Genomic DNA, 25,591 nt, shown 5'->3' on the forward strand with positions numbered 1-25,591 from the left:
CACGCGTCTAGGGGCTGGCGCTGATGGTCGAGCGCGGGATGGCCCGCGGCCCCTCGGCGGCGTCCTCCTCGGCCAGGCCGATGCACTCCCCGGCGTTGTGACCGGTGCAGGGGATGGCGCCTCCGCCGCCGGGCAGGTTCACCGCAGGCAGGTCGGGATTACCGGGGATGCCGCTGAACGGAGACGGTGAATTCGGCACCAGGAACGGGGTGCAGACGGTGGTGAAGGAGTCCTCTTCCTCACCGGACGTACACGCCGCGTGTGCCGTCGGCGCGCCGGACGACAGCGACAGGGCGAATCCGACGGCGGCCAGTGCCAGTGTGGCGGCAAGAGGTGATTTCACGCCCAGCAGTTTAGAGCTGCTGGACGTTTACTGTGCGGCGTCTGAAGTAGGGCTGTGACCGCCCGAGCTCAGCCGATGGAACCGTGCACGGTCGGACTGCTGCCGACCGTCGATTGCGGGACCGGTTGTTGTCCTTGAGCCTGTTGCTCTTCACCGAGGCCGATGCACTCCCCGGTGTTGGCGCCGGTGCACGGGATGTCGCCGCCGCCGCTCGGCGCGTTCACCGCAGGCAAGTTCGGGTTGCCGGGAATGGAGGAAAAAGGTGAGTTCGGCACCAGGTCCGGGACACACACCGTGGTGTAGGTGTCTTCGCTCTCGCCGTTGGGGCAGTCGGCCAGGGCCTGCGAACCGGTGGAGAGGACGGTGAGCCCGGGAGCCGCCACAAGGGCTGCCGCGACACCGGCCGCGACGGTGAAACGGCGGATGCGAAGCGGGGAGATGGCCATTGTCGCGATATCCCTTCGGTGCCTGACGAGTTTGCTGAACGACCGATTGACGGGGCTGGGGCCACCGTCGTTGGCTTTTCAATATCCTACTCGTCACAAGGGAAAAGCGCTGTGCCGGCGGTGTGTGCGCGGTACGGATGACGACCTGCTGTGAGTCGACTGTCGAGTAGCTGTGACGCCGGTGTGAGTGGATCGTCGTGATACACGTAAGGTGCAGTTTGTTAAGCAACCATCCCACCTGCGAGGTATCCCATGGCCAGTTCCGACGACGCAGCCCGCCAGGTCGAATACGAGACACTCGATGACGGACGCATCGCCCGGATCTGGCTGAATCGTCCCGGCGCCCAGAACGCCCAATCCCGCACTTTGCTGGTCCAACTCGACGAGGCCTTCGGCCGGGCCGAGGCCGATGACGCGGTGCGGGTGGTGATCCTGGCCGCCCGCGGCAAGAACTTCTCCGCCGGGCATGACCTGGGCTCAGAAGAGGCGCTGGCCGAGCGTGAACCAGGTCCCGGTCAGCACCCCACGTTCCGTGGCTACGGAGCCACCGCCGCCGGCGTGGCCGAACGAACGTACTTGCAAGAGTGGCACTTCTATTTCGAAAACACCCGGCGGTGGCGCGATCTGCGCAAGATCACCATCGCCCAGGTGCAGGGCAACGCCATCTCCGCGGCGCTCATGCTGATCTGGGCGTGCGACCTGATCGTGGCGGCCGACGACGCGAAGTTCAGCGATGTCGTCGGCGTACGGATGGGGATGCCCGGTGTCGAATATTACGCCCACCCATGGGAATTCGGTGCCCGTAAAGCCAAAGAGTTGTTGCTGACCGGTGATTCGATCGATGCCGACGAGGCGTACCGGCTGGGCATGGTGTCCAAGGTGTTCGCCCGCGACGAACTCGAAGACAAGACACTGGAATTCGCCCGCCGCATCGCTGAGCGGCCGACGATGGCGGCGCTGCTGGTGAAGGATTCGGTCAACGCGGCAAGCGACGCGATGGGCTTCACCGAGGCGCTGCGGCACGCGTTCCACATCCACGAGCTCGGGCACGCGCACTGGGCATCGGCCAACGAGAACCGCTGGCCGGTCGGCATGCCGCCGGATGTTCCGGATTGGCGCATATTGGGCGCACCCAAGCCGGCCCGGCGTGATACACCTTGACCTGACGAGAACCTGTTCTAGTTCTTTAGGAGTGCAGCAGTGCAGCTGTCGTTGGCGGATCGTACGTATTTGGTGACCGGCGGCGGTAGCGGCATCGGCAAAGGTGCCGCGGCCGCGATCGTCGCCTCCGGCGGTAACGCGCTCCTGGTCGGCCGCAACGCCGACAAGCTCAGCGCCGCCGCCGAAGAACTCGAATCCCTCGGGCCCGGCTCGGTGCGCTATGAGCCCGCCGACGTCACCAACGAGGACGAGGTGCGTCGCGCCGTCGATGCCGCCACCGCGTGGCACGGTCGGCTGCACGGCGTGGTGCACAGTGCCGGCGGTTCCCAGACCATCGGCCCGATCACCCAGATCGACTCCGAATTATGGCGCCAGACCGTCGATCTCAACGTCAACGGCACGATGTATCTGCTCAAGCACACGGGCCGGGAGATGGTGCGCGGTGGCGGCGGATCGTTCGTCGGCATCTCGTCGATCGCCTCGAGCAACATCCACCGGTGGTTCGGCGCCTACGGCGTGAGCAAGGCGGCCCTCGATCACCTGTTGATGCTGGCAGCCGATGAGCTCGGACCGTCCTGGGTGCGGGTCAACAGCATCCGGCCCGGCCTGACTCGCACCGAGATGGTCGGCCCGATCATGGATGTCCCCGCCGTCACCGACGACTACAAGGCCTGCACTCCGCTGCCGCGGTTCGGCGAGGTCTCCGACATCGCCAACCTGGCGGTGTTCCTGCTCAGCGATGCCTCCGGCTGGATCACCGGCCAGGCCATCAACGTCGACGGTGGGCACGGGCTGCGCCGCGGTCCTGACATCTCCGGAATGCTCGAGCCGTTGTTCGGCGCGGACGGTCTGCGCGGCGTCGTCGCCGACTAGTACCAGGACTTACGCTGAAGATGGCGGCCACCACGTGACCGCCATCTTCAACGTTGTGGGTTCTAGGCCTCGCAGGCCCGGTGCACCGCGTTGACGATGCCCTGGTAGCCGGTGCAGCGGCAGAAGTTGCCCGAGAGTCCTTCGCGGATCTCCTCGTCGGTGGGGCTGGGGTTGTCGCGCAGCAACGCGGTGATCGAGGTGACGAATCCCGGTGTGCAGAAGCCACATTGCAGGCCGTGACATTCCTTGAGGGCGGCCTGCACCGGCGACAGTTCCCCGTCCGGGCCGGCGATGCCCTCGACCGTGGTCACCTCCTGGCCGTCCACCTGGACCGCGAACACGAGACAGGACCGGACCGCCTGGCCGTCCAGCAGGACCGTGCAGGCCCCGCAGGCGCCGTGCTCGCAGCCGAGGTGGGTACCGGTCAGACCGCAGTTCTCCCGGAGGAAGTCGGCGAGCGTGACGCGCGGTTCGACCTGATCGCGGTAGTCACGTCCGTTGACCGAAAGTGCAACGGGCAGTTCATGCATGGAGCGCCTCCTCGGTGACGTGCGTGACGGCCTGGGTCCAGGCTCTGGACACCATGGCGGCACCGACCCGAGCCCGGTAGGACGCCGAACCCTGCAGATCGGAGGGAATGTCGGTGAGGCCGGACATGGCCAGTGCACCGATCTCGTCGGCGGCGATGCCGGCGATCGGGGTGCCGAGCAGTGAAGTCTCGGCGCCGGTGGCCCGCAGCGGCGTGGAGCCGAGGCCCAGCAGACCGATGCCGCAGCGGGTGATCCGGTCATCCTCGTCGAGTTCGATACCGACCACCGCGCCGGCGATCGCGAAATCGCCGTGACGCCGTGCAAATTCGGCGATACCGAAACCACTGCGGCCCGCTGCGGCCGGGAAGCGCACCGCGGTGAGGATCTCGTCGGAGGCCAGCGAGGTCTCCCACAGGCCGGTGAAGAACTCCGTCGCGGGGATCTCGCGCGTGCCGCGTGCGGAGGTGGCCTCGATCGTGGCGTCGAGCGCCAGGGCGACGGCCGCATATTCGGCGGCCGGATCGGCGTGCGCGATCGCGCCGCCCAGGGTGCCGCGACTGCGGATCTGGAAGTGCCCGATGTGCGGCGTGGCCAGCGTCAGCAGCGGAACCGACTCGGCGACCTCGTCGTCGAGCCCGACCATCGCGTGCGGGGTCGCGGCACCGATCCGAACCTCGTTGCCCTGCAACGTGATGTCGTTGAGCTCGGCGATTCGGGAGATGTCGATCAGGTTGTCGAAGTGGGTCAGGCGCATGGCCAGCATCGGCACCAGGCTCTGGCCGCCGGCCAGGACCTTGGCGTCCTCGCCGTACTCGCCGAGCATGGCCACCGCCTCGGCCACATCCGCGGGCCGGTGGTAGGCGAACGGGGCCGGCTTCATGACACCAACCGCAGCAGCGCGGCGTGCAGATCGTCGGCCGACAGCGGACTGTGCTTACGGTTCTTGCGGCCCGTGCGGCCCAACACGAATCCGAGCACGCCGGCCGCGGCGACCGCGCCGATGGCCGGGGCGAAACGCTTGGCCATCGGCACCGCCATCACCTTCGCCAGGGCCAGCGCGTTGATCGGCGCGGCCTCCTGCGGTGCTTGCGGGGTTTCACCAGAGCCGGTCTCGGCTGCGGGTGCCTGGGACCTGCCACCGGTCAGCTCGGCTTCCAGGCTCTTGGCGAACTGGTCGATCAGGCTGCCGGCCACGTCGGCCAACACGCCGCGGCCGAACTGGGCGGCCTTGCCGGAGATGGCCAGATCGGTGGTGACGACAACGAGCGTGGAGTCGGCGCCTTCCTCTTTGAGCTGGGCGGTGACGATGGCCGAGGCGGTGCCGTTGCCGCGGGTCTCCTTGCCGTTGGCCTTGAGCACCACGCGTTGTGCCGCCGTGTCCTTTTCCTGGAAGGTGGCCTGGCCCTGGTAGGCCACCGTGATCGGACCGACCTTCACCTTGACTGCGCCGGTGAAATCGTCACCGTCGACGCTCAGCAGGGTGGCACCGGGAAGGCACGGTGCCACGCGCTCGACATCGGTGAGCACCTCCCAGGTTTTCGCTGCCGGTACCGCGACCCGGAATTCGTTGTTGAGTTCCACGACTGGTGGTCCCTTCCTTATGGTTTCTGCGAGCGTGCTGCCTGTGCCTGCTCGATGGCTTCGACGATCGCCGCAGGCGTGGCGGGCAGTGTGGTCAAGGTGACCCCGAGCGGGGCCAGCGCGTCGTTGACGGCGTTGATCACCGCGGGCGTGGATCCGATGGCACCGCCCTCGCCTGCGCCCTTGTAGCCGCCGACGCCGGGACCGGGAATCTCGACGTGGCCGTACTCGATCACCGGCACCTCGGTGGCAGTGGGCAGCAGATAGTCGACAAACGTTGAGGAGAGCGGGTTTCCGGCGTCGTCGTACGACAGCTTCTCCAACAGCGCGCCGCCGATACCCTGCACGGTACCGCCGGCGATCTGGCCCTCGACCACGTTGGGGTTGATCATCGGACCGACGTCCTCGCTGACGATGTAGCGGGTGAGGGTGACGTGGCCGGTGACGACATCCACCTCGCACGTGCAGGCGTGGGTCGCGTTGGCCCAGTGGATCGGAGCGGTGGGTGGTGCGGTGTAGCGAGCGGTCGCTTCGAGATTTGCGGACATGCCCGGCGGCAGCATCTGTGGTTCGTAGTGTGCGCGGTAGGCCAGATCGGCGAAGCTCACGCTCTTCTCGGGATCGTTGCGCGCTATGGCTTTCGAGCCGGCCAGTTCGATCTCGGATTCCTCGACCTCCAGCCGGGCCGCGGCCATCGCGACCAGCTGGTTGCGCAGGATGGTGCCGGCCTCGTTGACCGCACCCGCGGTCATCGGCGCGCTGCGGCTGCCCTGGGTGCCCGCGCCGTACGGCGTCACCGCGGTATCGCCCTGGATCGTGGCGACATCGTCGATATCGGCGCCCAGTGCGTCGGCGGTCAGCTGAATCACGGTGGTTTCCAAGCTGTTTCCGGTGGACCCGCCGTTGACGTAGACGTTGATCTTGCCGGTCGGCTCCATCCGGATCGTGCAACCCTCGCTGGCCAGGTGGCCGGTGGCCGCGCCGGTGGGCTCGATGTAGGCCGAGAAGCCCAGCCCGAGGTAGCGACCCTGGGCCAGCGCCTCGGCCTGCTCCTTACGGAAACCCTCGTGGTCGAGGATCTTGACGGCCTGCTCGAAGGTCTCGATTGGGGCGACGTGGTCGTACGGCATGCCGTTGGGGTTGAAGTACGGCATCTCGTCGCCGCGGAGCAGATTCTTGCGCCGCAGCTCCACCGGATCCATGTCCATCTTGCGGGCGGCGATGTCGAGAAGGATTTCGCGGGTGAGGGTTTCGTACTGCCAGGGCCCGCGGTAGGCGTGCAGGCCCGCGGTGTTGGAGAACACCGTCTTGTAGTTGAAGCTGGCCTTGGGCACCCGGTACGGCCCGGGGAAGAACATGCCGATGGCCGCGGTGGTCAGCACCGGATACGGGGTCGGGTAGGAGCCGACATCCTGGATGAAGTCGATGTCGGCGGCCAGGATGGTGCCGTCGGAGTCGAAGGCCATTCGGACGTCGCCGTCGACGTGGCGCGACTGGCCGGCCGACATCAGGTTCTCGCGGCGGTCCTCGATCCACTTCAGCGCGGCCGGCACTCTGCGCGCGGCCAGCATGATGCACATGTCCTCGCGCATCGGGACGACCTTCTGGCCGAATCCGCCGCCGGTGTCGCGCATGATGACCCGAACGTGCTGGGCCGGGATGCCGAGCAGGCGGGCGGCGAAGGCACGCAGCTCGTGCGGGGTCTGGGTGGAGGCCCAGATGGTCAGCTCGCCCGCCGAAGAGCCAGTGGCCGACCACTCGGTGACCATGCCGCGGCACTCGATCGGCACCGGCACGTGCATCTGCTGATAGATGTGTTCTTTCACCACATGGGCGGCGGAACCGAAGACCTCTTCGTCCGGCGGCATGCCGGCCATGCCGCCGGCATTGTTGTCCGGGAAGGCCTCGTGCACGGAGACCTCGGAGGTCAGCGCCTGGCGGAAGTCGGCGACCGCCGCCAGCGGTTCGTAGTCGACGTCGACGAGGTCTACCGCGTCCTCGGCGACATACCGGCTCTCGGCGATGACGAGAGCCACCGGATCGCCGACGAACTTGACCTCACCCTCGGCCAGGGGTGGCCGTGGGGTGTCGGGGACGTCCTTGCCGGCGACCGCGTGCCAGGCCTCCTTGACCTCGGGGTTGAGATCGGCCGCGGTGAGCACGGCGTGCACCCCGGGCAGGGCCAGGGCCGCGGTGGCGTCGACGGTGGTGAACCTGGCGTGCGCGTACGGGCTGCGCACGAAGCAGGCGTGCAGCATGCCGGGTCGTGAGATGTCGTCGACGTAGGTTCCGCGTCCGGTGAGCAGGCGAGTGTCCTCCACCCGTTCGACTCGTCTGCCGGCATAGCGGGTCGCGACGGTCTCCGGTACGGCTGACGCCATAGGGTCGCTCCAATCCCTCGGTTGCTTCTGCGCGTAAGTAAGTGGTCGTCAGGGCTGCGACGCCGACTCAAGAGTGTGATTATCGTACATTGGTAAGCGATATCTCAGAAGAGGAGAGCGTCATTTCCCCTGTGAATCTAGGGTAGTCGGCTACTCACGACACGGTCGCCGAACAGGGTGATCCTGTACTCCGTCGGACAACGGAGGTGGGATGACGATGACGACGCAAACCGATGTTCTGCAGCCTCTCGAAGATGCCACGACCTTCGACGGCGTGGTGCACAATCTGGACCTCGTCATTGACTGGTCGATCCGGGCGAACAGCACGATCGGCTACTTCGCCGCCTTGTACAAACGCGGCACGATCGCCATCCAGCGCGCAACCCGCGCCGGCGAGTTCACCGATGCGCAGTGGATCGAGCAACTCGACTGTGTGTTCGCGAGGCGGTACTTCGATGCGCTGAACGCCTTTTTCCATCCGGGCTCGCACGATCCGGAGGCGCTGACCCTGCCGTGGGAGATCGCGTTCCTCAACCAACACAACCGCAAGGCCTCGATGCTGCAGCACATGGTCGCCAGCCTGAACGCCCACATCTGCTTCGACCTGGGAATCGCGGTCGTCGACCTCGCCGCGAACCGCCTGCCCGAGATCCATGCCGATTTCGAACGCGTCAACGACTTGGTGTCCCTTCAGACGCCGGACATGCTCGATATCGTCCAACGCCGGTCGCCGCGGGTGCGGTGGCTGCGCTGGGCGATCCCCAAGGAGGACCTGTTCATCAAGGACACTCTGACCAAGTTCCGGGAGGGAGCCTGGAACTTCGCGACCAGTCTGGCCGTCTATCCGGAGGCTGCGCACGAGAAACGGGTCCACCAGCTCGCCTGGGCGGCCGGCCTGGGCGCCTTCTATCTGGAGCCACCGGCGAAGTGGCCGCCGATCGCGGTCGTGCTGCGAAGTATCACCACAGGTGAGAACCAAGACGTCGCAGGCAACCTGCGCGCCCTTGCCGGCATCACCGAGCAGCCGCACATGTCGGCGCAGTCCGGCGTGGGAAGTCTCAGCCGGAGCCACCCAGTAGCGCGAGCAGGCCGCGTGCGAGGGCGCCGGTAGTCTCCGGTATCCCGGCGAAGTCGATCTTGATCGGCGGTGTGACGGGTCCCCGGCCCAATTGCCAGCGCAGCTTGTCCCATCGGCGGAACGGCTCCAACGCCCGCGGCTCGTGCAGCGGCCACACCGGGCATCTGGCCGCGGGCGACCCGGTGGCGTCGAGTATCCCGTTGACCGCGCGCCGCGCGGCCTCGTTGGCGGCCTCCATCGTCGCCAAGTCGGTGTAGGTGCGGACGAAATCGGCGGCCAGGAAGAAGTTGGCGAGGGCCGTCACGGCGTCCGGGCGGTCCGCCCATGAGCCCTTGGTGTTGATCAGCAAGGGCTCGTCGTTCTTCGCCTCGACCTTTTTCTGTCCACTGCCGAATGTGATTGCCGGATCGAGAAAAAAGTCGACCACGTTGGCCTTGGCCAGGGAGCCGTCGTCGATGTGATCGGTGATCTGCTTCCACACCTCGGCACGAATCTCGTCCCGACTGCACATCTTGGCGATGTCCCCCGTGCTACCGGGCACATCCCAGGCCGAGATATCCACGGAGAGAATGCCTTCCACCCGGCCATCACCGCGATTCGCCCAGTTGAAGTTGCGCCAGAACTGTCCTTGGGAGATCGCGGTCAACGACCATTTGGAGTCGATGAAGATGGCGTGGCCGTGAACCAGGGGCTTGTCGACGTCCAGGTAGAACATCGCACCGTTCATCCAGTCGGTCGTCAGCCGCGGCAGCCCGGTGAGCCGTGGCTCGGCGGCACACAACTGCGGCGTCAGCAGCAGTTCAAGGCGCTCCTTGGGCATGGCGGCCACGTAATGATCGGCCACGATCTGCTCGGTGTGGCCGTCGACGGACATGGTCACGCCGGTGATCTGTGTTCCGTCACAATCGATCCCGGTGACCTCGTAGCCGCCACACAGGTTCACCCCGAGGCCGGCGAGATGGGCGAGCCACGGATCGATCCAGACGTCACTGGTCGGCCCGTCCAACACGCGGTCCATCTTCCCGTTCGGGCGTACCAGGTCGAACATCAACTGGCACAGGATCAAACCGCCGGTGCGCGCCGAGATCTCGGTGGCCTTCGCCGCCACCAGCGTGCGGGTCATCCCGTTGGCCAGGAACTTCTGGAACTGCGGCGAGCGGTTGGCCGCGCCGATGAAGTCCCACCAACTCGTCTGCTCCCACTGGCCGAAGCGACGCTCGTCGCACGAGGCCAGCAGGGTGAGCAGCCGTTCCACAAACACGGTCATCTCCTGCGGTGGGATACCCAACCCCACGCCCAGCTGCCAGATGGCCTTCATGGTGGCCGACAGATCGTCGAGTGCCGATGCGACCTGGGTGGCCACAATGATCTCGTTGGCGCCCTTGTGCTGCGCCAGCATCATCTGCGTGGCCGTGACGAGATGGTCGGCAACGGTCTGGCCGTTGTGGGGAATTCGCACCATCGTGTCCGGGACATGTCGATAAAACCCTGGGAAGAACCGGAATCCGTGTTCGCCCGGCAGGTCCTTGCGTCCTCCGGTGGCCGACCCGGGGAACGCCATCGACCGGGCCTTGCCGCCGAACGCCCCGGTATGCCGCTCGTAGACGGTAACGTCGAATCCGCGGTCGGCCAACTCGTGGGCCGCGGTCAGGCCGCCGATACCACCACCGAGCACCGCCACCGTCGTCATGACAGGATCCGTTCTGCCAGTTGGCGTTCCGGTAACCGGACGTCCTCGGGGAGGCGGTGCAGCGCCGAGGCCAGCCCGTCGGAGTCACCGTCTGTCAACAGCTCGAACGAATCCAGGTGACAGCGCAGTTCGAACAGCAATGCCTGCTGTTCGCGGGCACACGCCAACGCGTCGGCCAGCGCTGCGCGCCGCGCTGGTTCCTCTGCGAAGGTGTGGGCGCGTATGCGCATCAATTCGGCGTCGTGAAAGTGCATCCCCGTTCCCCCTGCGATGAGTAGTGACTTCTCCAACCGTTCCCGGGCCAGATCCGGCTGACCTGCCGCGATCAGCAATCGGCCGATGATCGCGTCGTGAAAGTTCAGATAGACGTTGAGGTGCATGACGCGCGACCCGTCGACCCGCGTGGCGATGTTGTCCGCGGCCGCCATCAGGGTCGCCGGGTCGGCGGCGCCCGAACGCAGCGCGGCCATCGCTTTCACCGTGGCGTACACGGTGGCGCTGACCACCCGCCACAGGTCCAGGCCGGACTCCTCGGTGCAGCGGCGCATGCCGGCCGACAACGTGGCCGCGGCCTCGATCTGCCCGCTCTCCAGAGACACCCAGATCTGTTTGAAGTACGTGTGGGCCCGGTTGAAGGCGTTGACCGGGAAATCCAAAAGGTCACACCGCCGCACGGATTCGGCGAGGTGATCCTCGGCGCCGGCGAGGTCGGCGCGCATCAGATCGCTCAGTGCCAGGTAGGTGTGCGCGCCCGAGATCGGATCGGTGTTGCCCCACCAGGTGGTGTCCAGGGCCCGCGGGTCGGCGGCCGAACTGTCGTCGAGTGCGCTCAGGAGGTGGCTGCGTGCCACCGCGAAGTCGCCCTGCAGCCACGCCACCGAACCCATGGACGACGCGATCGCCGAATGAAGCCATGGCCGGTCCTTGGTGATCAGTCCCGACAACGAATCGAGCAGTTCCCGGCTGCGCTGGAGTTCGGCTCGCGGGATGCAGTAGCTCACGAGAGCGTTGAGCGCCCAGAACAATTCGTCCTGATACGACCCCGTGGTGGCCAGGTCCAGGCAGCGCTGATAGTCGGCGGGGCAATCACCGCTCATGCTGCCGTGCGCGGCGCCGATCAGAAAGCCGCGTTCCAGCCGGATGGCGATCTCCAACTTTTCCCGTGCCGGCCCCGGTGTGCAGCGCGCGAGCTGGCTGAGTGCGTTCGTCAGGTACGTGCAGGCCTCTTCGGCCGCGCCGCGGCGACGGGCGGCCACCGAGGCCTTGCGGTAGGCCGTGACGGCTTCGCCGAAATTGTGCGCGCACTCGTAATGTCGCGCCACCAGGTGCCAGTCCGGCTGCACGCTCGAGGCAGCCCGGACCAGCTCTTCGGCCACGCGCTCGTGCAGGGCGCGTTGCACGCTGGGCGGGGCGAGTTCGGCGGCCACCTCCCGGAGCAGTTCGTGCCGGAACCGCCACCGATCAACACCGTCGGTCTCGAACACCTGGGCATCCACCAATTCGGCGACCACGAGCTCGGTGTCGTGGTCGTCTCCCACCACCGCCCGCAGCAGGGCCAGATCACCGCTGCGGCCGATCACAGCGGCGGCCTCCACCACGGGCACGGCGTTGGAGCGGGTGTGCAGGCGTGCGAACAACGGCTCGTACAGCGCCTCGGGGACGGGTTCGGGTCCCGAAGCCCCCACCGCCGCCAGAATGTGTTCGATGTAGAACGGAATTCCCTCGCTGCGCCGGCGCACGGCGCTGCGTTGCGCCAATGTCAGCTCGGGATCGATGGCCTCGATGAGCGCGTCGGACTCCTCGACCGACAGCGGTTTGAGCTCGAAAACCTCCATCGGCCAATCGGCATGCAGTGCCTTCTGCTCGCGCGTGGTCAACACCATCAGCAGGCGGCCGTCAGCGGCGGAGAACAGCGATTCGATCAGGGAGACGGTCGACGCGTCGAACCACTGGAGATCCTCGGCGATGATCAGGCCGGGGTTGCCGTCGAGACACCCCAGCAGGTAGCGATGCGTCGCGCTGCCGATCGCCTCATACAGGCTGCGGCCCTCGGCCGCGGCCGGCTGGTATCCGTGTTCGGGTCCGACGCCGAGGACCGGCGCGAGCAGCGGGACGTACGTTTCGGGGTCCATTGTGCGCGAGCGCAGTTCGGCTTCCAGCAGGCGGAGCCGATCGGCGGCGGCGGTGAGTCGGGTGATGCCGCAGCGCGCTTCCAACAGACGCCGGACGGGGTAGAGCCCCGCATCGGTGTGCAGGGGTGAGCCGCGGATCTTCACGACCGTGCCGCCGCTGTCCTCGGCCAGCGCCGCCGCGGCGTGCGCCAGCCGCGTCTTTCCGATCCCGGCTTCACCGAGGAAGGCGACGCCGGGACATTCGGAAACTCCCTTCAGCACCTGCGGCCAGGTGTGTTGCAACCAGGCCAGCTCGCGTTGTCGCCCGACCAGGCGTGCGGGTTTCGCCAGGATCGCTTGCGGATGCTCGGCGAGCACGAGGTGGTGATCCACCAATCCGTCGACACCCTTGACGGCCGCCGGCGGGCGCGCCGCGAGCTCGAACGTATCGTTGACCAACACCGCGACCACGTCGGACACAGCAACGGTTCCCGGAGTTGCCAGCGAGGAGATCCGGGCGGCGAAGTTGGCGGCAAAACCGTAGACGTCGTCCTGGTCGGTGTCGAGGTAGACGATGCCCCGGTGGACGCCGACCCGGACATCGATCCCCACGCCGAATCGACGCTTGGCCTGCTCACTCAGCCGGGCCACGGCGTGCGTGATCTCCAGCCCCGTCGCCACTGCCCGGCGAGTGTCGTCCTCGTGCGCTCTGGGGTGACCGAACACGGCCAGTAGACCGTCGCCTTTCGTCGAACTGATATGTCCCTCATAGTGATTGACCAGTCGCTTCACCTCGGCCCGGTAACGGCCGACCACCGTGTGGTAGGTCTCGGGCTCGATCCGGGTGGACAACAGCGTCGAGTCGACAAGGTCGATGAACATCAGGGTCAGGCGGCGGATCTCCCCTTGGTCGGCAGCCGCCGTGAGCAGGTCTTCGGCGTCGGCGTTGCGGTGGTCGACAGCCAGAACCTGTTCCGCCAGAGAATTTGCTGCAGCACGGTCGCCGCGGTTGCACGCACGTACCGCTCGGTCGAGCAGTGCGTCGATCGATGTCTGCGTCTCGTCGCGGCTCATCTCCGGTTTTCCTGCGAGGGAACGGGAAAAGCGTATCCTGCGCGCAACCGACTCCGGTGAAATTATCGTTAACGACGAAACTTTGCTTGAACCGGCAATCAAATCCGTTGTGGTGCAATATGTCGATGCGTCCCGCTCTGCTCGCGCTGATGCTGGTGTCGGGCGTGGTCGTCGCCCCCGCGCCCGCAGCCGGTGCCCGACCGGCGGCCGCGGCCGGTCTTGTCGACGTACGGTCGGTCGTCCCAGACGCGATCGTCGACCTGCGCTACGCGACCAGCGACAACTTCGTCGGCCGGCAGTTGTACCCGGTCGGGGCGCCGTGCCTTGTGCACGAGTCGATGGCCGCGGGCCTGGCCGCGGCCGCAGCCGCGCTGCGGCCCGAAGCCCTGGTGTTCTGGGACTGCTACCGCCCACATGAGGTGCAGGTACGGATGTTCGAGGCGGTGCCGAATCCGAATTGGGTGGCCCGACCGGGCGACTACGCCCGCAGTCATGAGGCCGGCCGTTCGGTCGACGTCACGATCGCCGACGCGGTATCGCTCGTCGACATGGGCACCGGCTTCGACGACTTCACCCCGCGCAGCCACGCCTACGCCGCCGAGGGGGTCAGCCCGGCGGCGCAGAAGAACCGGGCCCGGCTGCGCGAGGCCATGAGTGCCGGTGGCCTGGCGGTGTACCCGGGGGAGTGGTGGCACTTCGACGGCCCGGGCGCCGGTGATCCGCGGCCGCACCTGGACGTGCCGCTGGCATAGACGGCCGGGTTTGGGAATTGCAGGCATGGGGAACGGCAACGTTCGTCACGGGCCGGTGGGCCCAGCAGGCCGGGAGTCGATATGAACATCCTCAAACTGATCATGGGCGCGGCGCTCATCGCCGCCTCCGCCGTGGTGGTCGCACCGTTGCCCCGCGCATCGGCGCAGCCGTGCCCTGATGTTGAGGTGGTGTTCGCCCGCGGCACCTATGAGCCACCAGGGGTGGGTGGTCCCGGCCAGAGCTTCGTCGACGCGCTGCGTGCGCGTACCGGCGAGCGGTCCGTCGAGGTGTATCCGGTGAACTACCCGGCCAGCGGCAACTTCGGTGACCGTATCGAGTTTGCCAGGACCGTCGTCGACGGTATCCGCGATGCCGCCGACCACATCGAGGCCACCGCCAAGAACTGCCCCGACACCAGGGTGGTGTTGGGCGGTTATTCGCAGGGTGCCGTGGTGGCCGGATTCGTCACCTCGGCTGCCGTGCCGGACGGCATCCCGACGGAGTACAAGCAGTACATCCCCGACCCGATGCCGCTCGAGGTGTCCGACCACGTGGCCTCGGTGGTGCTGCTCGGGACGCCGTCGGACGAGTTCATGCGTGGCATCGGCGCACCGCCCATGGTGATCGGCCCGCGGTACAAGGACAAGACCATCGAGCTGTGTGAAGCGGGTGACTCCATCTGCGACGGGACACCCGCCGGCGTGCCCACCTTCGCGCACACCGCCTATGTGTTCAACGGGATGCCGGGCCAGGCCGCCGATTTCACGGTGGGCCGGCTCTAGGGATAGCTCCAGCGCGTTGATAACGATATGAAACCTCAATGGTTGCAATGTGATACGTGAGGCCGAGGGCTGCGCCGGCCGCCACTATGTTCACTAAGTGCACCGTCGAACGGCCCTCAAGATCCCGCTGGTACTGGCAGCGTCAGCGGCCCTCACTCCCGCACTGTCCGCGCTTTCCGTCCTCCCGCGCGCCACCGCGGCGCCCGGGCAATGGCCCGTCGAACGTGCCAACGCGTGGTACCAGGCGCAGGGCTGGCTCGTCGGCACCAACTTCATCACCTCGAACGCGATCAACCAGCTCGAGATGTTCGGACCGGGCACCTACGACGCACGGCGCATCGACAGCGAGTTGGGGGCCTGTCGGCTGCTGGGCTTCAACACCGTACGCGTATTCCTGCACGACCTGCTGTGGGCGCAGGACCGGGCCGGATTCCAAAGCCGGCTGGGGCAGTTCGTCGGGATCTCGGCCCGCCACGGCATCAAGCCGCTGTTCGTGTTCTTCGATTCATGCTGGGATCCGCGACCACAGGTCGGTGCCCAACGCGCACCGACACCGGGAGTGCACAACTCGGGCTGGGTGCAGAGCCCCGGGGCGCAACGCATCGACGACCCGCGTTACCGGCCCGTGCTGCGTGACTACGTCGTCGGGGTGATGAGCCAGTTCCGCAACGACAACCGCGTGCTGGGCTGGGACCTGTGGAACGAGCCGGACAACCCGGCCAAGCAATACCGCAAGGTGGAACGCAAGGACAAGATCGACGCGGTCGGCGGCCTGCTACCCGAGGTCTTCGGATGGGCGCGGTCGGTCAATGCCGCCCAGCCGTTGACCAGCGGGGTGTGGCAGGGCAGTTGGGACCGGGCACACCGCAGCGAGATGGCCGCCTTCCAGCTCGACAACTCCGACGTCATCTCGTTCCATTCCTATGCCGGCCCCGCCGAATTCGAGGCCCGCATCGACGAACTCGCCCCGCTGGGTCGACCGATCCTGTGCACCGAGTACCTGGCACGCGATCAGGGCAGCACGGTCGAGGGCGTGCTGCCGGTGGCCAAGCGACACAACGTCGCTGCCTACAGCTGGGGGTTGGTGGCCGGAAAGACCCAGACGTACTTCCCCTGGGACTCGTGGGACAAGCCGTACACCAAGGTGCCCAACGTGTGGTTCAGCGACCTGTTGCAGCCGGACGGCCGGCCGTACAAGGTCACCGAATACCAGACCCTGCGAAAGCTGACCACCCGCGTCTGAACGTTTGGCCGGGGCAGCGGCGGGTGAATAAACGGGGTTATGGAGCAACGCGAGGACGGCCGACCGATACCGAAGGACGCCCGGGAGACGACCGAGGGCCAGCGGGAGTTTCAGCACGAGCTCGATCACCAAGGTGAGGATCCGGACGGCCCCGGGTTGCACGAGAGCCGCGCGCAGATCGCCGACGAGACCTGACGGCTGGACTCAGGGAAATCAATTCCCGGTTGATGCCCCTACCTGCATTGATGCTAGAATGCATGCATGCGCACGACCGTCGAGATCACCGAACCTCAGCACCGTGCACTGAGCGCGTTGGCGCAGCAGCGAGGCGTACGCGGGTTCTCATCGATCGTTCAAGAGGCACTCGATGCCTACTTGGCGAGTGTTGCTCCGGATGAGGTCGACGCCCTGCTCAGCTTGGAGGGCACGTTCACCGATGCCGACGCAGACCTGGCAACACAGGCAATTCGGGAAATGCGGGAGACGTGGCGGGCCTCGTAGTTGTCGACACCGATCTGGTGATCGATTTTCTGCGAGGTAAGGGTGCCGGCGTTTCGCTCGTGCGTGAACTGATCAGTTCTCGGCGGATCCGGCTGACGGCTCTAACTGCTTTCGAGCTTCGCATGGGCACCGATTTTCACCGGTGCCATCAGGAGATACTAAAGCTGCTGAAAGCGCGGACTCTGCCGCTCGACATGGCTGCTGGGCTGCGAGCAGGTGAAGCCGCGTCACTTCTACGCGACGCGGGCACGCCGATCGGTTTCGCCGATTGCCTGCAAGCCGGAATCTGTATCCGCAACAACTTGCCGTTTGCAACGCGGAATCGACGCCACTTCGAGCGAATCCCCCAGCTGAGCCTGGTCGACCTCGCCGAAGTGTGACGTCCGCCAATCCCATATCGGTGGAACCGCTTCAGGCCCGGGCGGCAACGCTCAACGCCACCCACGGCGATGCGACCATAGGGCCATGACCGCAACGCTTGTCGCCAAGGACGTGGCCGGCGGATTCGCCCATCGCACCCTGTTCGACAACCTGGATCTGACCGTGGCGCCGGGCGACGTGGTCGGGGTTGTCGGCGCGAATGGCGCGGGCAAGAGCACGCTGTTGCGGATTCTGGCCGGTGTGCTCGCGCCGCTCGCGGGGACGGTCCGCGTCGCCCCGTCCGACGCGTTCATCGGGTGGCTGCCACAGGAACATGAGCGGATTCCGGGGGAGACCGTCGCGGCCTACATCGCACGCCGCACTGGCTGCACCGACGCCACGCGGGCCATGGAAGCGGCGGCCGCGGCACTGGCCGAGCCGCATGCGCTGCCGGGCGTTGACCCGGCCGATATCTACGCTGCCGCCCTGGATCACTGGCTCGCTGCCGGCGCGGCCGATCTCGACGACCGGATTCCGACGGTCCTGGCCGATCTGGGACTCGACACCGACATGGTGCAACCTGATTTCACGCCGATGACCGCGCTGTCCGGGGGACAGGCGGCGCGGGTGGGATTGGCGGCACTCCTGCTGTCGCGTTTCGACGTCGTCCTGCTCGATGAGCCGACCAACGATCTCGACCTCGACGGGCTGGCCCGACTCGAGCAGTTCGTCCGCGACCTTCGCGGCGGCGTGGTGTTGGTGAGCCACGACCGGGAGTTCCTGGCCCGCAGCGTCACTCGGGTGCTGGAACTGGATTTGGCGCAGCACACCAACACCGTCTACGGCGGCGGATACGAAAGCTATCTGGAAGAACGCGAGGTAAGCCGCCGGCACAAGCGCGAACAATACGAAGAGTTCGCCGAGAAGAAAGCCGACTTGGTGGCCCGCGCGCGCACTCAGCGCGAATGGTCGAGTCAGGGCGTCCGCAACGCGATCCGCAAGGCGCCGGACAACGACAAGATCCGGCGTCGAGCCGCCACCGAATCCAGTGAGAAGCAGGCGCAGAAGGTCCGGCAGATGGAGAGCCGCATCGCCCGACTGGAAGAAGTCGACGAACCGCGCAAGGAATGGACACTGCAGTTCACCATCGGCACCGCGCCACGATCCAGCTCGGTGGTGGCGACGCTCGACAATGCACTTGTGCGGCAAGGGGACTTCGTTCTCGGACCTGTCTCGTTGCAAGTCGATGCCGGCGACAGGATCGGCATCACTGGACCCAACGGGGCGGGCAAATCGACATTGCTCAGGCTGCTGCTCGGCCGACAACAGCCCGACGACGGCCGTGCGGCGTTGGGGGCCAACGTCGCCATCGGCGAGATCGACCAGGCCCGTGTGGATTTCACCGGTACCGCGCGACTGGTCGACCGCTTCGAGCAGTATCTGCCATCCTGGTCGACCGCGGACGTACGAACTCTGTTGGCCAAGTTCGGCTTGCGGGCCGACCACGTGGAGCGCGTGGTGGACCAGCTCTCACCCGGAGAGCGCACCCGCGCAGGCTTGGCGCTGCTACAGGCCCGCGGCACCAATGTGCTGGTTCTCGACGAGCCGACCAACCACCTCGACCTGCCCGCCATCGAGCAGCTCGAACAGGCGCTGGAGAGCTATGAAGGTGCGCTCCTGCTGGTGACGCACGACCGGCGAATGCTGCAGAACGTACGGCTGGACCGCCGATGGGCGGTGGAGAACGGCCGGGTATCCGAGCTCTAATACGACTGACCGTTGGCGTAACGCTGGCGACGAAAATGCCGCCCATTACCGCGATTCCGGCTCTTGTACGTCGGGAGCTGGGAGTCACAGTTCGGGCACACCAGCCGCAGGTTTTCTCTACGGTTGTTCGTCGGGTTTCCGTCGATGTGGTCCAGCACAAAGATCAGGGGAAGTTCCTGCCACACATTGGCGGCGCCGCAGATTGCGCAACAGCCCGATTGTTCTTCAGTGAGGTACAGCCGGACGTAATGCCTGTGAAGAGAAGTGATCGACGCCTGGCCGGTCTCAAGCCAACGCTTTGTGCTGTTCGTCCGTCGGGCCGATCCCTGACATGCGTTACTGCAGTACACCTTCTGGCTGCGTTTGATCAGTGGTGAACCACAGCCTCGGCAGAGCCTCATATCGGGAAGCTACTGCCAGGCACCGACAAGTCGATTGCGCGTGGAGCCCCCTATCGGGATTGAACCGATGACATTCCGCTTACAAGGCGAACGCTCTACCACTGAGCTAAGGAGGCGGGTCGAACGCGCCCAGTTTAACGGGTCACTCGTCGGCGTCGACAATCCGCTGGGAGACGACCGGGCGCGGAGTGCTCCGTCGCGACGATCGCCGGGGCAGCGGGATGCGGTCGGCGATGTTGCTCAAGGGGTTGACGACCTGGCTGAGCGTGATGACCGCGTCGTGTAGTGCGTCGATGGTGGGAGCCAGGGCCTCCAGGCCGGGCGCCAGCCGGTTCAACGTGTCGGCCACGTCGGCGAGTTTGAGCAGTGGGCCGTCGGGATCGGTCAGGGTGTCGAGCAGGCCGCCCTCGGCCAGCAGGCGATCGGCGACGCCGTCCTCACGCAGAATTCGCTCGATCAAACCGTCGTTGGCCAGCAGTTGATCGGCCAGCCCGCCCGGGGCGATCACCCTGGACAACGCCCCGTCGTCGGTGGTCAGTCGGTCCAGCAGGCCGCCCTCGAGCGTGATCTGATCCACCAGGCCGCCGGGCGCGACCGCCCGGGCCACAGCGCCGTTGTCGGCGGTCAGTCGGTCCAGGAGGCCGCCCTCGGCCGTGATCTGGTCGACCAGCCCGCCCGGTCGCAGCAAACGGTTCACCGGACCGTCCGGCGCCAGTGCGCGACCCAGTGGCGCGTCGTCATCGAGCAGCCGGGCCAGCCGGTTGGCCCGCTCCACCGCGTCGTCGAGCCCGAGGAGGCCCGCCATCGACGACCTGCCGCCCAGCGGGTTGGAATCGGTGATCCCCCGCTGTACGGCGCTGAGTGTCTCGCCGGCGATGCCCAGCCCGACATCTGCCACGGCCAGCCCGATGCGTACCGGCGCAGTGGCAACTTGCACCAGGGTTCTGCCGAGGTTCATGGGCGCCAGTGTAGTTACCAGGATCACAGCTAAACTCACAGGAAGTGCACAGCGTGTATGCAGGTTGAGTTCAACACGCACCACCAACATCAGGGAATGGCCATGCCTGCATTACCTGAGAGCGTCCCGGAAGCCCGGATACTCGTCGTCGACGACGAGGCCAACATCGTGGAGTTGCTTTCCGTCAGCCTGAAGTTCCAAGGGTTCGAGGTGCACACCGCGTCCAACGGCGCAGCAGCCCTCGACAAGGCCAGGGAAGTCCGGCCCGACGCGGTGATCCTCGACGTGATGATGCCCGGCATGGACGGCTTCGGCCTGCTGCGGCGGTTGCGGGCCGACGGCATCGACGCTCCGGCACTCTTCCTCACCGCGCGCGACAGCCTGCAAGACAAGATCGCCGGGCTGACCCTCGGTGGCGACGACTACGTGACCAAGCCGTTCAGCCTCGAAGAGGTCGTGGCCCGGCTGCGGGTGATCCTGCGCCGGTCCGGCAAGGGCGTCGAGGAACCGCGCAGCGCCAAGTTGTCCTTCGCCGACATCGAACTCGACGAGGACACCCACGAGGTGTGGAAGGCCGGCGAGCCGGTCTCGCTGTCACCGACCGAGTTCACGTTGCTGCGCTACTTCATCATCAATGCGGGCACCGTCTTGTCGAAGCCGAAGATCCTCGACCACGTGTGGCGGTACGACTTCGGCGGAGACGTCAACGTCGTCGAGTCCTACGTGTCCTACCTGCGTCGCAAGGTCGACACCGGCGAAAAGCGCCTGCTGCACACGCTGCGCGGCGTCGGCTACGTTTTGCGCGAGCCACGCTGACGCTCGCGGCGTCGGCGGCATACTTTTGGGGTGTTTGACCGGGTAGAGCGGCATGGGGTGCCGCTGCGGGTCGGCCTGGTGGCCGTCGTGCTGTTCCTGGTGGCCTGCGGGCTGTTGGCCTCCGGCATCGCGGTGACCTCGATCATGCGGCACACCGAGATCAGCCGTGTCGATCAGACGCTGCTGGACGCCTCGCGAGGGTGGGCGCAGGAGCCGCACCAGATGCCCTCGACCCCGCTGGAGGGGCCGAACCCGGCGCGCCCGCCGTCGAACTTCTATGTGCGCGGCGTCGACCAGGATGGCCGAACCTGGATCGCGATCAACGACCGAGAGGCAGAACCCTCGCTGCCCGACGACAACGATGTCGGGCCCCAGCCGGTGACCGTCGGCTCGGTCGGGTCATCCGACGTGCAGTGGCGAGCCATGACGGTGCAGGGCCCCAACGGGGAACGCACCACCGTGGCGATCGATCTGTCCGACGTGCAGTCGTCGGTCCGGGCATTGATCTGGTCGCAGGTCGGCATCGGCACGGTCGTGTTGTTGTTCCTCGGCATCGTCGGCTACGCCGTCGTACACCGCAGCCTGCGTCCGCTGGTCGAGGTGGAACAGACTGCGGCCGCCATTGCGGCCGGGCAGTTGGATCGTCGTGTGCCCGAACGTGATCCACGTACCGAGGTGGGCCGGCTGTCCCTGGCGCTCAACGGGATGCTCGCGCAGATCCAGCGGGCTGTCGCGTCGTCGGAGGCCTCCGCCGAGCAGGCGCGCACGTCCGAGGAGCGCATGCGACGGTTCATCACCGATGCCAGCCACGAACTGCGGACCCCGCTGACCACGATCCGCGGATTCGCCGAGCTGTACCGCCAGGGGGCGGCCCGCGATGTCGAGATGTTGATGGGCCGGATCGAGAGCGAGTCCCGGCGGATGGGCCTGCTGGTCGAGGATCTGCTGCTGCTGGCTCGGCTGGATGCGCAGCGGCCGCTGGATCAGCATCGGGTCGACCTGTTGACGTTGGCGACCGACGCGGTCCACGACACCCAGTCGATCGCTCCGGGCCGGCGCGTGCGCATGGAGGTGTTCGACGGCCCGGGCACGCCTGAGGTGCTGGGCGACGAGGCCCGGTTGCGCCAGGTGCTGAGCAACCTGGTCGCCAACGCGGTGCAGCACACCCCGGACACCGCCGGGATCACGGTGCGCGTGGGCACCGAGGGGAACGACGCGGTCATCGAGGTGTGCGACGAGGGCCCCGGCATGACCGCCGACGATGCGCAGCGGATATTCGAGCGGTTCTACCGGGCCGATACGTCACGTGCCCGGGCCAGCGGCGGTACCGGGCTGGGGCTGTCGATCGTGCATTCGCTGGTGCTCGCCCACGGGGGAAAGGTGCGGGTGACCACGGCACCGGGTCAGGGCTGCCGGTTCACCGTCAGCCTGCCGAGGATTGCAGATCTGCCAGCGCAGCTTTGATCTTGGCCTGCGCCTCGTCGAGGGACGCGGCGGACGGATTGTTGTCGACGTGGGCGAAGCCGAAATCGGTCAGGTTGTAGGCGGGGAAGACGTGCACGTGCAGGTGCGGCACTTCCAGGCCGGCGATGATGACGCCGGCGCGCTCGGCGCCGAAGGCGCGGCACACGGCCTTGCCGATCAGCTGCGACACCTCCATCACCCGGCCGAACACCGCCGGCTCGACGTCCTGCCAGTTGTCGATCTCGGCGCGCGGAACCACGAGGGTGTGCCCCTGCGTCATCGGCGCGATGGTGAGGAACGCGACGATCTCATCGTCTTGGTAGACGAATCGTCCGGGCAGTTCTCCGTTGATGATCTTCGTGAAGACGGACGCCATGGCCACGAGCATAGTGATGGCCGAATGAGATGCCGATCTCGTTGCGCAGGAAACGGAAACCCGGTTGACTAGTGGGGCTTAGTAATTTTGCCTGAAGGATGTCGATCGTGACCGACGCGGTCAAGCGGGAAGCTGACAGTGATGACCAAGCCCTGTCCGGGCGGTCCACCGATTTCGAGTGGATCGACCTGGATGTGCCGGCCGATACGTGGTGGGATGTCGTCGACCACCCCAAGATCGCCGGGCGCAGCCTGGATGGCTGGAAATTCCACTCCTGTACTCCGTCGTCGCACGACGAGGACCAGGTGGTGCTCACCTACTACCGTCCGCTGAAGCTTCCGGTCATGCACCACACCGGCCTGCGCGGTCGGACAGCGTGGCGTGGCCGTTCTGGCCGCGGCTTGTGCGGTTAACTGCCGATCAGCTCGTGTAACTCGGCCGCTGTCCATGGCGGGGTGCTGTGGTGGTCGCGGTATCCAATGAAACCCGGTGACGGACGGGTGAATTCGCCGATGAATCCGCCGGCGGCGATGAAGATGCGGCCGGTCACGTCCTGTGCGGCGTCGCTCGCCAGATAGCCGTAGGTGGGGGCGACGTACTCCGGCGGCGCCGCGTCCAGCGCGCCCTGCATGCTGACGTCGTCGAGCAATCCGCGCCGGTTGAGCTCGGCAATGTGCTGCTCGTAGTCCGATCCGGTGGACAACCGGGTGCGGGCGCCGGGGCACACCACATTGGCGCGCACCCCGTGCTCCTTGAGCTCGGCGGCGATCGCCAGGGTGAGCCCGTTGACCGCGCCCTTGCCCGCCGGATAGCCGCTGCCACCGTAATCGCCCAGGAACGCAAAGGAACTGGTGTTGACGATGGCTCCGCCGCCCTGAGCGACCATCTTCGGAGCTGCCGCACGGCAGGTCTCGAACACCGTGCCCAGATGTGCGTCGAGCAGGTCGCGGAATTCGGCACTGGTGACGTTCAGGATCGATGAGCCGACCGGCTCGGCGGTGCCGGCACAGTTGATCAGGATGTCGAGGCGGCCGAACTCGGACATGCACGTCTCGACGAGCGCGTCGGCCACGTCGGGATCGGCGGGGGAACCGGCATGGGCGACACCGGAAATGCGTTGTGCGGCGGCCTGTGCCGCGTCGGCGTCACGGCCGTTGACCACCACGCCGGCGCCTTGATCGGCCAGCAGTTGGGCGACCGCCAGGCCGATGCCACGGGTGCCGCCGACCACGATCGCGCCGCGGCCGGCGAGCGTACCGCCGGTCAGTTCTCTTCCTGGGTCGAATTGCTCCTCGCGTCCGCGTCCGCGAACTGCATGGCATCCATGTTCCAGTAGCCACGCAGGTTGGTGATCAGTCCTTCGTCGTTCACCTTGTAGGTGAAGACCCCGCGCACGGTCGCGGTGAACCCGTTGGGAAACTTGGTGCGCAACACCAGGATGTAGGCGATCTCGGTCGGCGAGCTCGAGGGGAAGGTCTCCTCGCAGGTGACGGTCAGCTCGTTGGGCCCGATGTTGGCGTCGTAGAACGCGCCGAGGGCTTCCTTGCCGCGCACCCCGGTGCCGTCGGGGTTGGTGACGGCCTCACCGATCGGGTCCTCGACCACGACATCGTCGGCCATCAGCGCCAGCCAGCCCTCACGGTCACCGGTCTGCACGCACTTCCACGACGAGCGGGAGGCGAGGACGACGGGGGTCTCGGTTTGTGTTTCGGTCACGAAATTCCCTTCATGCCCTGATTTGTGGAGCGGTAGCCGTACTGGTGACGGCTACCGCTCCACAAACCGCAGAGTGATCAGCGATCTGCGTCCGTGTAGCGGATGACGCCGCGGATGTTGCGGCCCTCGAGCATGTCCCGGTACCCGTCGTTGATCTGCTCCAGCTTGTACTGCCGGGTGACCATGTCGTCCAGGTTCAGCCGGCCGGCCTTGTACATGCTCAGCAGCTGCGGGATGTCATGGTGCGGGTTGCCGCCACCGAAGATGGTGCCCTGCAGGCGTTTCTGCAGCAGCGTCAGCATCGACAGGTTCAGCTTGACGTCGTTGCTGGCCATGTTGGCGACCGCGGTGGCCACCACGGTGCCGCCCTTGGCGGTGATGTTCATGTAGTGGTCGATGTCTTCACCCTTGAGCTCGCCCACGGTGACGATCGTCTTGTGCGCCATCCGGCCCTCGGTGACCTCGGCGACCCCGGCCATCGCGCTGAAGATATCGGGGTAGGCGTGGGTGGCACCGAACTTCAGGGCGTTGTCGCGCTTGAACTCGACCGGGTCGACGACGAAGACGTTGCGGGCACCGGCGGCCAGGGCGCCCTGCAGCGCACCGGTGCCGACGCCGCCGACGCCGACGATGACGACGTCGTCACCGGGACGGACGTCGCCGCTGCGGACGGCCGAGCCGTAACCGGTGGTGACACCGCACCCCACGAGGCAGGCCACCTCGAACGGGATGGACGGGTCGATCTTCACCACCGAGCTCTTGTGGACCACCATGTACGGGCTGAACGTGCCCAGCAGCGTCATCGGGATGACGGGCTGGCCGTTCTTGACTGCGTGGACGCGGTGCGTGCCGTCGGACACCGCGGTGCCGCCGAGCAGGCCTGCGCCCAGGTCGCACAGGTTGCGCAGACCCTCCTGACAGGCCGGACATTCACCACACGACGGGATGAACGACAGCACCACGTGGTCGCCCGGCTTGATGTGGTCGACGCCCGGGCCGACCTCGGTCACGATGCCGGCGCCTTCGTGGCCACCGAGCACCGGGAAACCTGCCATCGGGATGTCACCGGTCACCAGGTGGTGATCGGAATGGCACATGCCCGCGGCTTCCATCTGGGAGTTCAACCAACCATGGTCGATCGAGGAAATCGAGATCGGTGACCCCGTCAAGGACGAGGTCAAGATCC

27 protein-coding genes and 1 tRNA gene are annotated in these 25,591 nt (G+C 66.6%); 13 read left to right on the forward strand and 15 right to left on the reverse strand.

The features are described from left to right. Positions 1–7 precede the first annotated feature (7 nt). Complete coding sequence (locus A5733_RS25370) at positions 8–343, reverse strand: hypothetical protein (protein ID WP_076242098.1); 336 nt, start codon at positions 341–343, stop codon at positions 8–10. A gap of 68 nt (positions 344–411) precedes the next feature. After that, positions 412–789, reverse strand: coding sequence for an intersectin-EH binding protein Ibp1 (locus A5733_RS25375; RefSeq protein ID WP_067773042.1), 378 nt, complete (start codon positions 787–789; stop codon positions 412–414). Between the two features lie 252 nt (positions 790–1,041). Between A5733_RS25375 and A5733_RS25380 the strand changes: the two genes are divergently transcribed. Together A5733_RS25380 and A5733_RS25385 are read left to right on the forward strand one after the other, a co-directional pair. Continuing rightward, positions 1,042–1,950 carry an enoyl-CoA hydratase gene (locus tag A5733_RS25380; RefSeq protein ID WP_076242099.1) on the forward strand — a complete coding sequence of 303 codons (909 nt, stop codon included), beginning with the start codon at positions 1,042–1,044 and terminating at the stop codon, positions 1,948–1,950. 39 nt (positions 1,951–1,989) lie between these two features. Then, complete coding sequence (locus A5733_RS25385; RefSeq protein ID WP_076242100.1) at positions 1,990–2,823, forward strand: SDR family oxidoreductase; 834 nt, start codon at positions 1,990–1,992, stop codon at positions 2,821–2,823. A gap of 62 nt (positions 2,824–2,885) precedes the next feature. On the opposite strand, the gene A5733_RS25390 is transcribed toward A5733_RS25385, so the two are convergent. From A5733_RS25390 to A5733_RS25405, 4 genes are read right to left on the reverse strand one after another with little or no spacing between them, the layout of a single operon-like run. Beyond that, on the reverse strand, positions 2,886–3,353 hold the full coding sequence (locus tag A5733_RS25390) for a (2Fe-2S)-binding protein (RefSeq protein WP_076242101.1): 468 nt from the start codon (positions 3,351–3,353) through the stop codon (positions 2,886–2,888). Continuing rightward, complete coding sequence (locus tag A5733_RS25395) at positions 3,346–4,233, reverse strand: xanthine dehydrogenase family protein subunit M (protein WP_076242102.1); 888 nt, start codon at positions 4,231–4,233, stop codon at positions 3,346–3,348. Before A5733_RS25395 ends, A5733_RS25390 begins: the two co-directional genes overlap by 8 nt. Beyond that, positions 4,230–4,934 (reverse strand): SRPBCC family protein, encoded by a 705-nt coding sequence (locus A5733_RS25400; protein WP_076242103.1) that lies wholly within the window; start codon positions 4,932–4,934, stop codon positions 4,230–4,232. Before A5733_RS25400 ends, A5733_RS25395 begins: the two co-directional genes overlap by 4 nt. Before the next feature lie 17 nt (positions 4,935–4,951). Then, positions 4,952–7,315, reverse strand: coding sequence for a xanthine dehydrogenase family protein molybdopterin-binding subunit (locus A5733_RS25405; RefSeq protein WP_076242104.1), 2,364 nt, complete (start codon positions 7,313–7,315; stop codon positions 4,952–4,954). A gap of 217 nt (positions 7,316–7,532) precedes the next feature. Here A5733_RS25405 and A5733_RS25410 point away from each other — a divergent pair, with 217 nt between their 5' ends. Beyond that, a complete protein-coding gene (locus tag A5733_RS25410; protein ID WP_142254209.1) occupies positions 7,533–8,426 on the forward strand; it encodes a DUF5995 family protein in 894 nt (297 codons plus the stop codon). On the opposite strand, the gene A5733_RS25415 is transcribed toward A5733_RS25410, so the two are convergent. After that, entirely contained in the window at positions 8,374–10,083 is a 1,710-nt protein-coding gene (locus A5733_RS25415; protein ID WP_076242105.1) for an FAD-dependent oxidoreductase, read from the reverse strand. The two genes, A5733_RS25410 and A5733_RS25415, sit on opposite strands and share 53 nt — an antisense overlap. After that, positions 10,080–13,268, reverse strand: a complete 3,189-nt coding sequence (locus A5733_RS25420) for an adenylate/guanylate cyclase domain-containing protein (protein WP_076242106.1) — start codon at positions 13,266–13,268, stop codon at positions 10,080–10,082. The genes A5733_RS25415 and A5733_RS25420 overlap by 4 nt, the downstream gene beginning before the upstream one ends. A gap of 119 nt (positions 13,269–13,387) precedes the next feature. Between A5733_RS25420 and A5733_RS25425 the strand changes: the two genes are divergently transcribed. From A5733_RS25425 to A5733_RS25450, 7 genes are all read left to right on the forward strand, one after another. After that, positions 13,388–14,020, forward strand: a complete 633-nt coding sequence (locus A5733_RS25425) for a M15 family metallopeptidase (protein WP_369830975.1) — start codon at positions 13,388–13,390, stop codon at positions 14,018–14,020. An 81-nt stretch (positions 14,021–14,101) separates the two neighbouring features. Further along, a complete protein-coding gene (locus tag A5733_RS25430; protein ID WP_067773071.1) occupies positions 14,102–14,803 on the forward strand; it encodes a cutinase family protein in 702 nt (233 codons plus the stop codon). A gap of 97 nt (positions 14,804–14,900) precedes the next feature. Next, a complete protein-coding gene (locus tag A5733_RS25435; RefSeq protein WP_076242107.1) occupies positions 14,901–16,046 on the forward strand; it encodes a cellulase family glycosylhydrolase in 1,146 nt (381 codons plus the stop codon). A gap of 39 nt (positions 16,047–16,085) precedes the next feature. After that, on the forward strand, positions 16,086–16,241 hold the full coding sequence (locus tag A5733_RS27775) for a hypothetical protein (protein WP_198938931.1): 156 nt from the start codon (positions 16,086–16,088) through the stop codon (positions 16,239–16,241). Positions 16,242–16,307: 66 nt separating this feature from the next. After that, positions 16,308–16,547 carry a hypothetical protein gene (locus A5733_RS25440; protein ID WP_067773077.1) on the forward strand — a complete coding sequence of 80 codons (240 nt, stop codon included), beginning with the start codon at positions 16,308–16,310 and terminating at the stop codon, positions 16,545–16,547. Further along, positions 16,532–16,927, forward strand: coding sequence for a type II toxin-antitoxin system VapC family toxin (locus A5733_RS25445; RefSeq protein ID WP_067773081.1), 396 nt, complete (start codon positions 16,532–16,534; stop codon positions 16,925–16,927). The genes A5733_RS25440 and A5733_RS25445 overlap by 16 nt, the downstream gene beginning before the upstream one ends. An 85-nt stretch (positions 16,928–17,012) precedes the next feature. Then, complete coding sequence (locus A5733_RS25450) at positions 17,013–18,674, forward strand: ABC-F family ATP-binding cassette domain-containing protein (protein ID WP_076242108.1); 1,662 nt, start codon at positions 17,013–17,015, stop codon at positions 18,672–18,674. Here A5733_RS25450 and A5733_RS25455 read toward each other — a convergent pair. From A5733_RS25455 to A5733_RS25465, 3 genes are all read right to left on the reverse strand, one after another. After that, complete coding sequence (locus A5733_RS25455; RefSeq protein WP_076242109.1) at positions 18,671–19,075, reverse strand: HNH endonuclease; 405 nt, start codon at positions 19,073–19,075, stop codon at positions 18,671–18,673. The two genes, A5733_RS25450 and A5733_RS25455, sit on opposite strands and share 4 nt — an antisense overlap. A gap of 41 nt (positions 19,076–19,116) precedes the next feature. Continuing rightward, positions 19,117–19,191: transfer RNA gene (locus A5733_RS25460), tRNA-Thr, on the reverse strand. 26 nt (positions 19,192–19,217) lie between these two features. Continuing rightward, positions 19,218–20,033 carry a hypothetical protein gene (locus A5733_RS25465; RefSeq protein ID WP_076242110.1) on the reverse strand — a complete coding sequence of 272 codons (816 nt, stop codon included), beginning with the start codon at positions 20,031–20,033 and terminating at the stop codon, positions 19,218–19,220. 96 nt (positions 20,034–20,129) lie between these two features. On the opposite strand from A5733_RS25465, the gene A5733_RS25470 reads away from it, so the two are divergent. After that, positions 20,130–20,849 carry a response regulator transcription factor gene (locus tag A5733_RS25470; protein WP_067773090.1) on the forward strand — a complete coding sequence of 240 codons (720 nt, stop codon included), beginning with the start codon at positions 20,130–20,132 and terminating at the stop codon, positions 20,847–20,849. Positions 20,850–20,879: 30 nt separating this feature from the next. Further along, positions 20,880–22,313: a cell wall metabolism sensor histidine kinase WalK gene (locus A5733_RS25475; RefSeq protein WP_067773093.1), complete on the forward strand. Its 1,434-nt coding sequence runs from the start codon at positions 20,880–20,882 to the stop codon at positions 22,311–22,313. Here the strand turns inward: A5733_RS25475 and A5733_RS25480 are convergent. Further along, entirely contained in the window at positions 22,273–22,689 is a 417-nt protein-coding gene (locus tag A5733_RS25480; protein WP_067773149.1) for an HIT family protein, read from the reverse strand. The genes A5733_RS25475 and A5733_RS25480 overlap by 41 nt on opposite strands. A 107-nt stretch (positions 22,690–22,796) precedes the next feature. Between A5733_RS25480 and A5733_RS25485 the strand changes: the two genes are divergently transcribed. After that, complete coding sequence (locus tag A5733_RS25485) at positions 22,797–23,102, forward strand: hypothetical protein (RefSeq protein ID WP_067773152.1); 306 nt, start codon at positions 22,797–22,799, stop codon at positions 23,100–23,102. Here the strand turns inward: A5733_RS25485 and A5733_RS25490 are convergent. From A5733_RS25490 to A5733_RS25500, 3 genes are all read right to left on the reverse strand, one after another. Next, positions 23,099–23,923, reverse strand: coding sequence for an SDR family NAD(P)-dependent oxidoreductase (locus tag A5733_RS25490; RefSeq protein ID WP_067773154.1), 825 nt, complete (start codon positions 23,921–23,923; stop codon positions 23,099–23,101). The genes A5733_RS25485 and A5733_RS25490 overlap by 4 nt on opposite strands. A gap of 29 nt (positions 23,924–23,952) precedes the next feature. Beyond that, complete coding sequence (locus A5733_RS25495; protein WP_076242111.1) at positions 23,953–24,405, reverse strand: nuclear transport factor 2 family protein; 453 nt, start codon at positions 24,403–24,405, stop codon at positions 23,953–23,955. A gap of 77 nt (positions 24,406–24,482) precedes the next feature. Further along, complete coding sequence (locus A5733_RS25500; RefSeq protein WP_076242115.1) at positions 24,483–25,574, reverse strand: NDMA-dependent alcohol dehydrogenase; 1,092 nt, start codon at positions 25,572–25,574, stop codon at positions 24,483–24,485. Between the last annotated feature and the right edge of the window lie 17 nt (positions 25,575–25,591).

Origin of the sequence: Mycobacterium sp. NS-7484 (assembly GCF_001953975.1) — a bacterium.
Classification (GTDB): domain Bacteria; phylum Actinomycetota; class Actinomycetes; order Mycobacteriales; family Mycobacteriaceae; genus Mycobacterium.

Bases quoted from the DNA above. Each gene is read 5' to 3' on its own strand.
- A5733_RS25395 (WP_076242102.1), bottom strand. From the start codon at position 4,233: ATGAAGCCGGCCCCGTTCGCCTACCACCGGCCCGCGGATGTGGCCGAG.
- A5733_RS25470 (WP_067773090.1), top strand. From the start codon at position 20,130: ATGGCCATGCCTGCATTACCTGAGAGCGTCCCGGAAGCCCGGATACTC.
- A5733_RS25450 (WP_076242108.1), top strand. From the start codon at position 17,013: ATGACCGCAACGCTTGTCGCCAAGGACGTGGCCGGCGGATTCGCCCAT.
- A5733_RS25410 (WP_142254209.1), top strand. From the start codon at position 7,533: ATGACGACGCAAACCGATGTTCTGCAGCCTCTCGAAGATGCCACGACC.
- A5733_RS25465 (WP_076242110.1), bottom strand. From the start codon at position 20,033: ATGAACCTCGGCAGAACCCTGGTGCAAGTTGCCACTGCGCCGGTACGC.
- A5733_RS25440 (WP_067773077.1), top strand. From the start codon at position 16,308: ATGCGCACGACCGTCGAGATCACCGAACCTCAGCACCGTGCACTGAGC.
- A5733_RS25455 (WP_076242109.1), bottom strand. From the start codon at position 19,075: ATGAGGCTCTGCCGAGGCTGTGGTTCACCACTGATCAAACGCAGCCAG.
- A5733_RS25480 (WP_067773149.1), bottom strand. From the start codon at position 22,689: ATGGCGTCCGTCTTCACGAAGATCATCAACGGAGAACTGCCCGGACGA.
- A5733_RS25390 (WP_076242101.1), bottom strand. From the start codon at position 3,353: ATGCATGAACTGCCCGTTGCACTTTCGGTCAACGGACGTGACTACCGC.
- A5733_RS25430 (WP_067773071.1), top strand. From the start codon at position 14,102: ATGAACATCCTCAAACTGATCATGGGCGCGGCGCTCATCGCCGCCTCC.
- A5733_RS25415 (WP_076242105.1), bottom strand. From the start codon at position 10,083: ATGACGACGGTGGCGGTGCTCGGTGGTGGTATCGGCGGCCTGACCGCG.
- A5733_RS25405 (WP_076242104.1), bottom strand. From the start codon at position 7,315: ATGGCGTCAGCCGTACCGGAGACCGTCGCGACCCGCTATGCCGGCAGA.
- A5733_RS25380 (WP_076242099.1), top strand. From the start codon at position 1,042: ATGGCCAGTTCCGACGACGCAGCCCGCCAGGTCGAATACGAGACACTC.
- A5733_RS25375 (WP_067773042.1), bottom strand. From the start codon at position 789: ATGGCCATCTCCCCGCTTCGCATCCGCCGTTTCACCGTCGCGGCCGGT.
- A5733_RS27775 (WP_198938931.1), top strand. From the start codon at position 16,086: ATGGAGCAACGCGAGGACGGCCGACCGATACCGAAGGACGCCCGGGAG.
- A5733_RS25425 (WP_369830975.1), top strand. From the start codon at position 13,388: ATGTCGATGCGTCCCGCTCTGCTCGCGCTGATGCTGGTGTCGGGCGTG.
- A5733_RS25420 (WP_076242106.1), bottom strand. From the start codon at position 13,268: ATGAGCCGCGACGAGACGCAGACATCGATCGACGCACTGCTCGACCGA.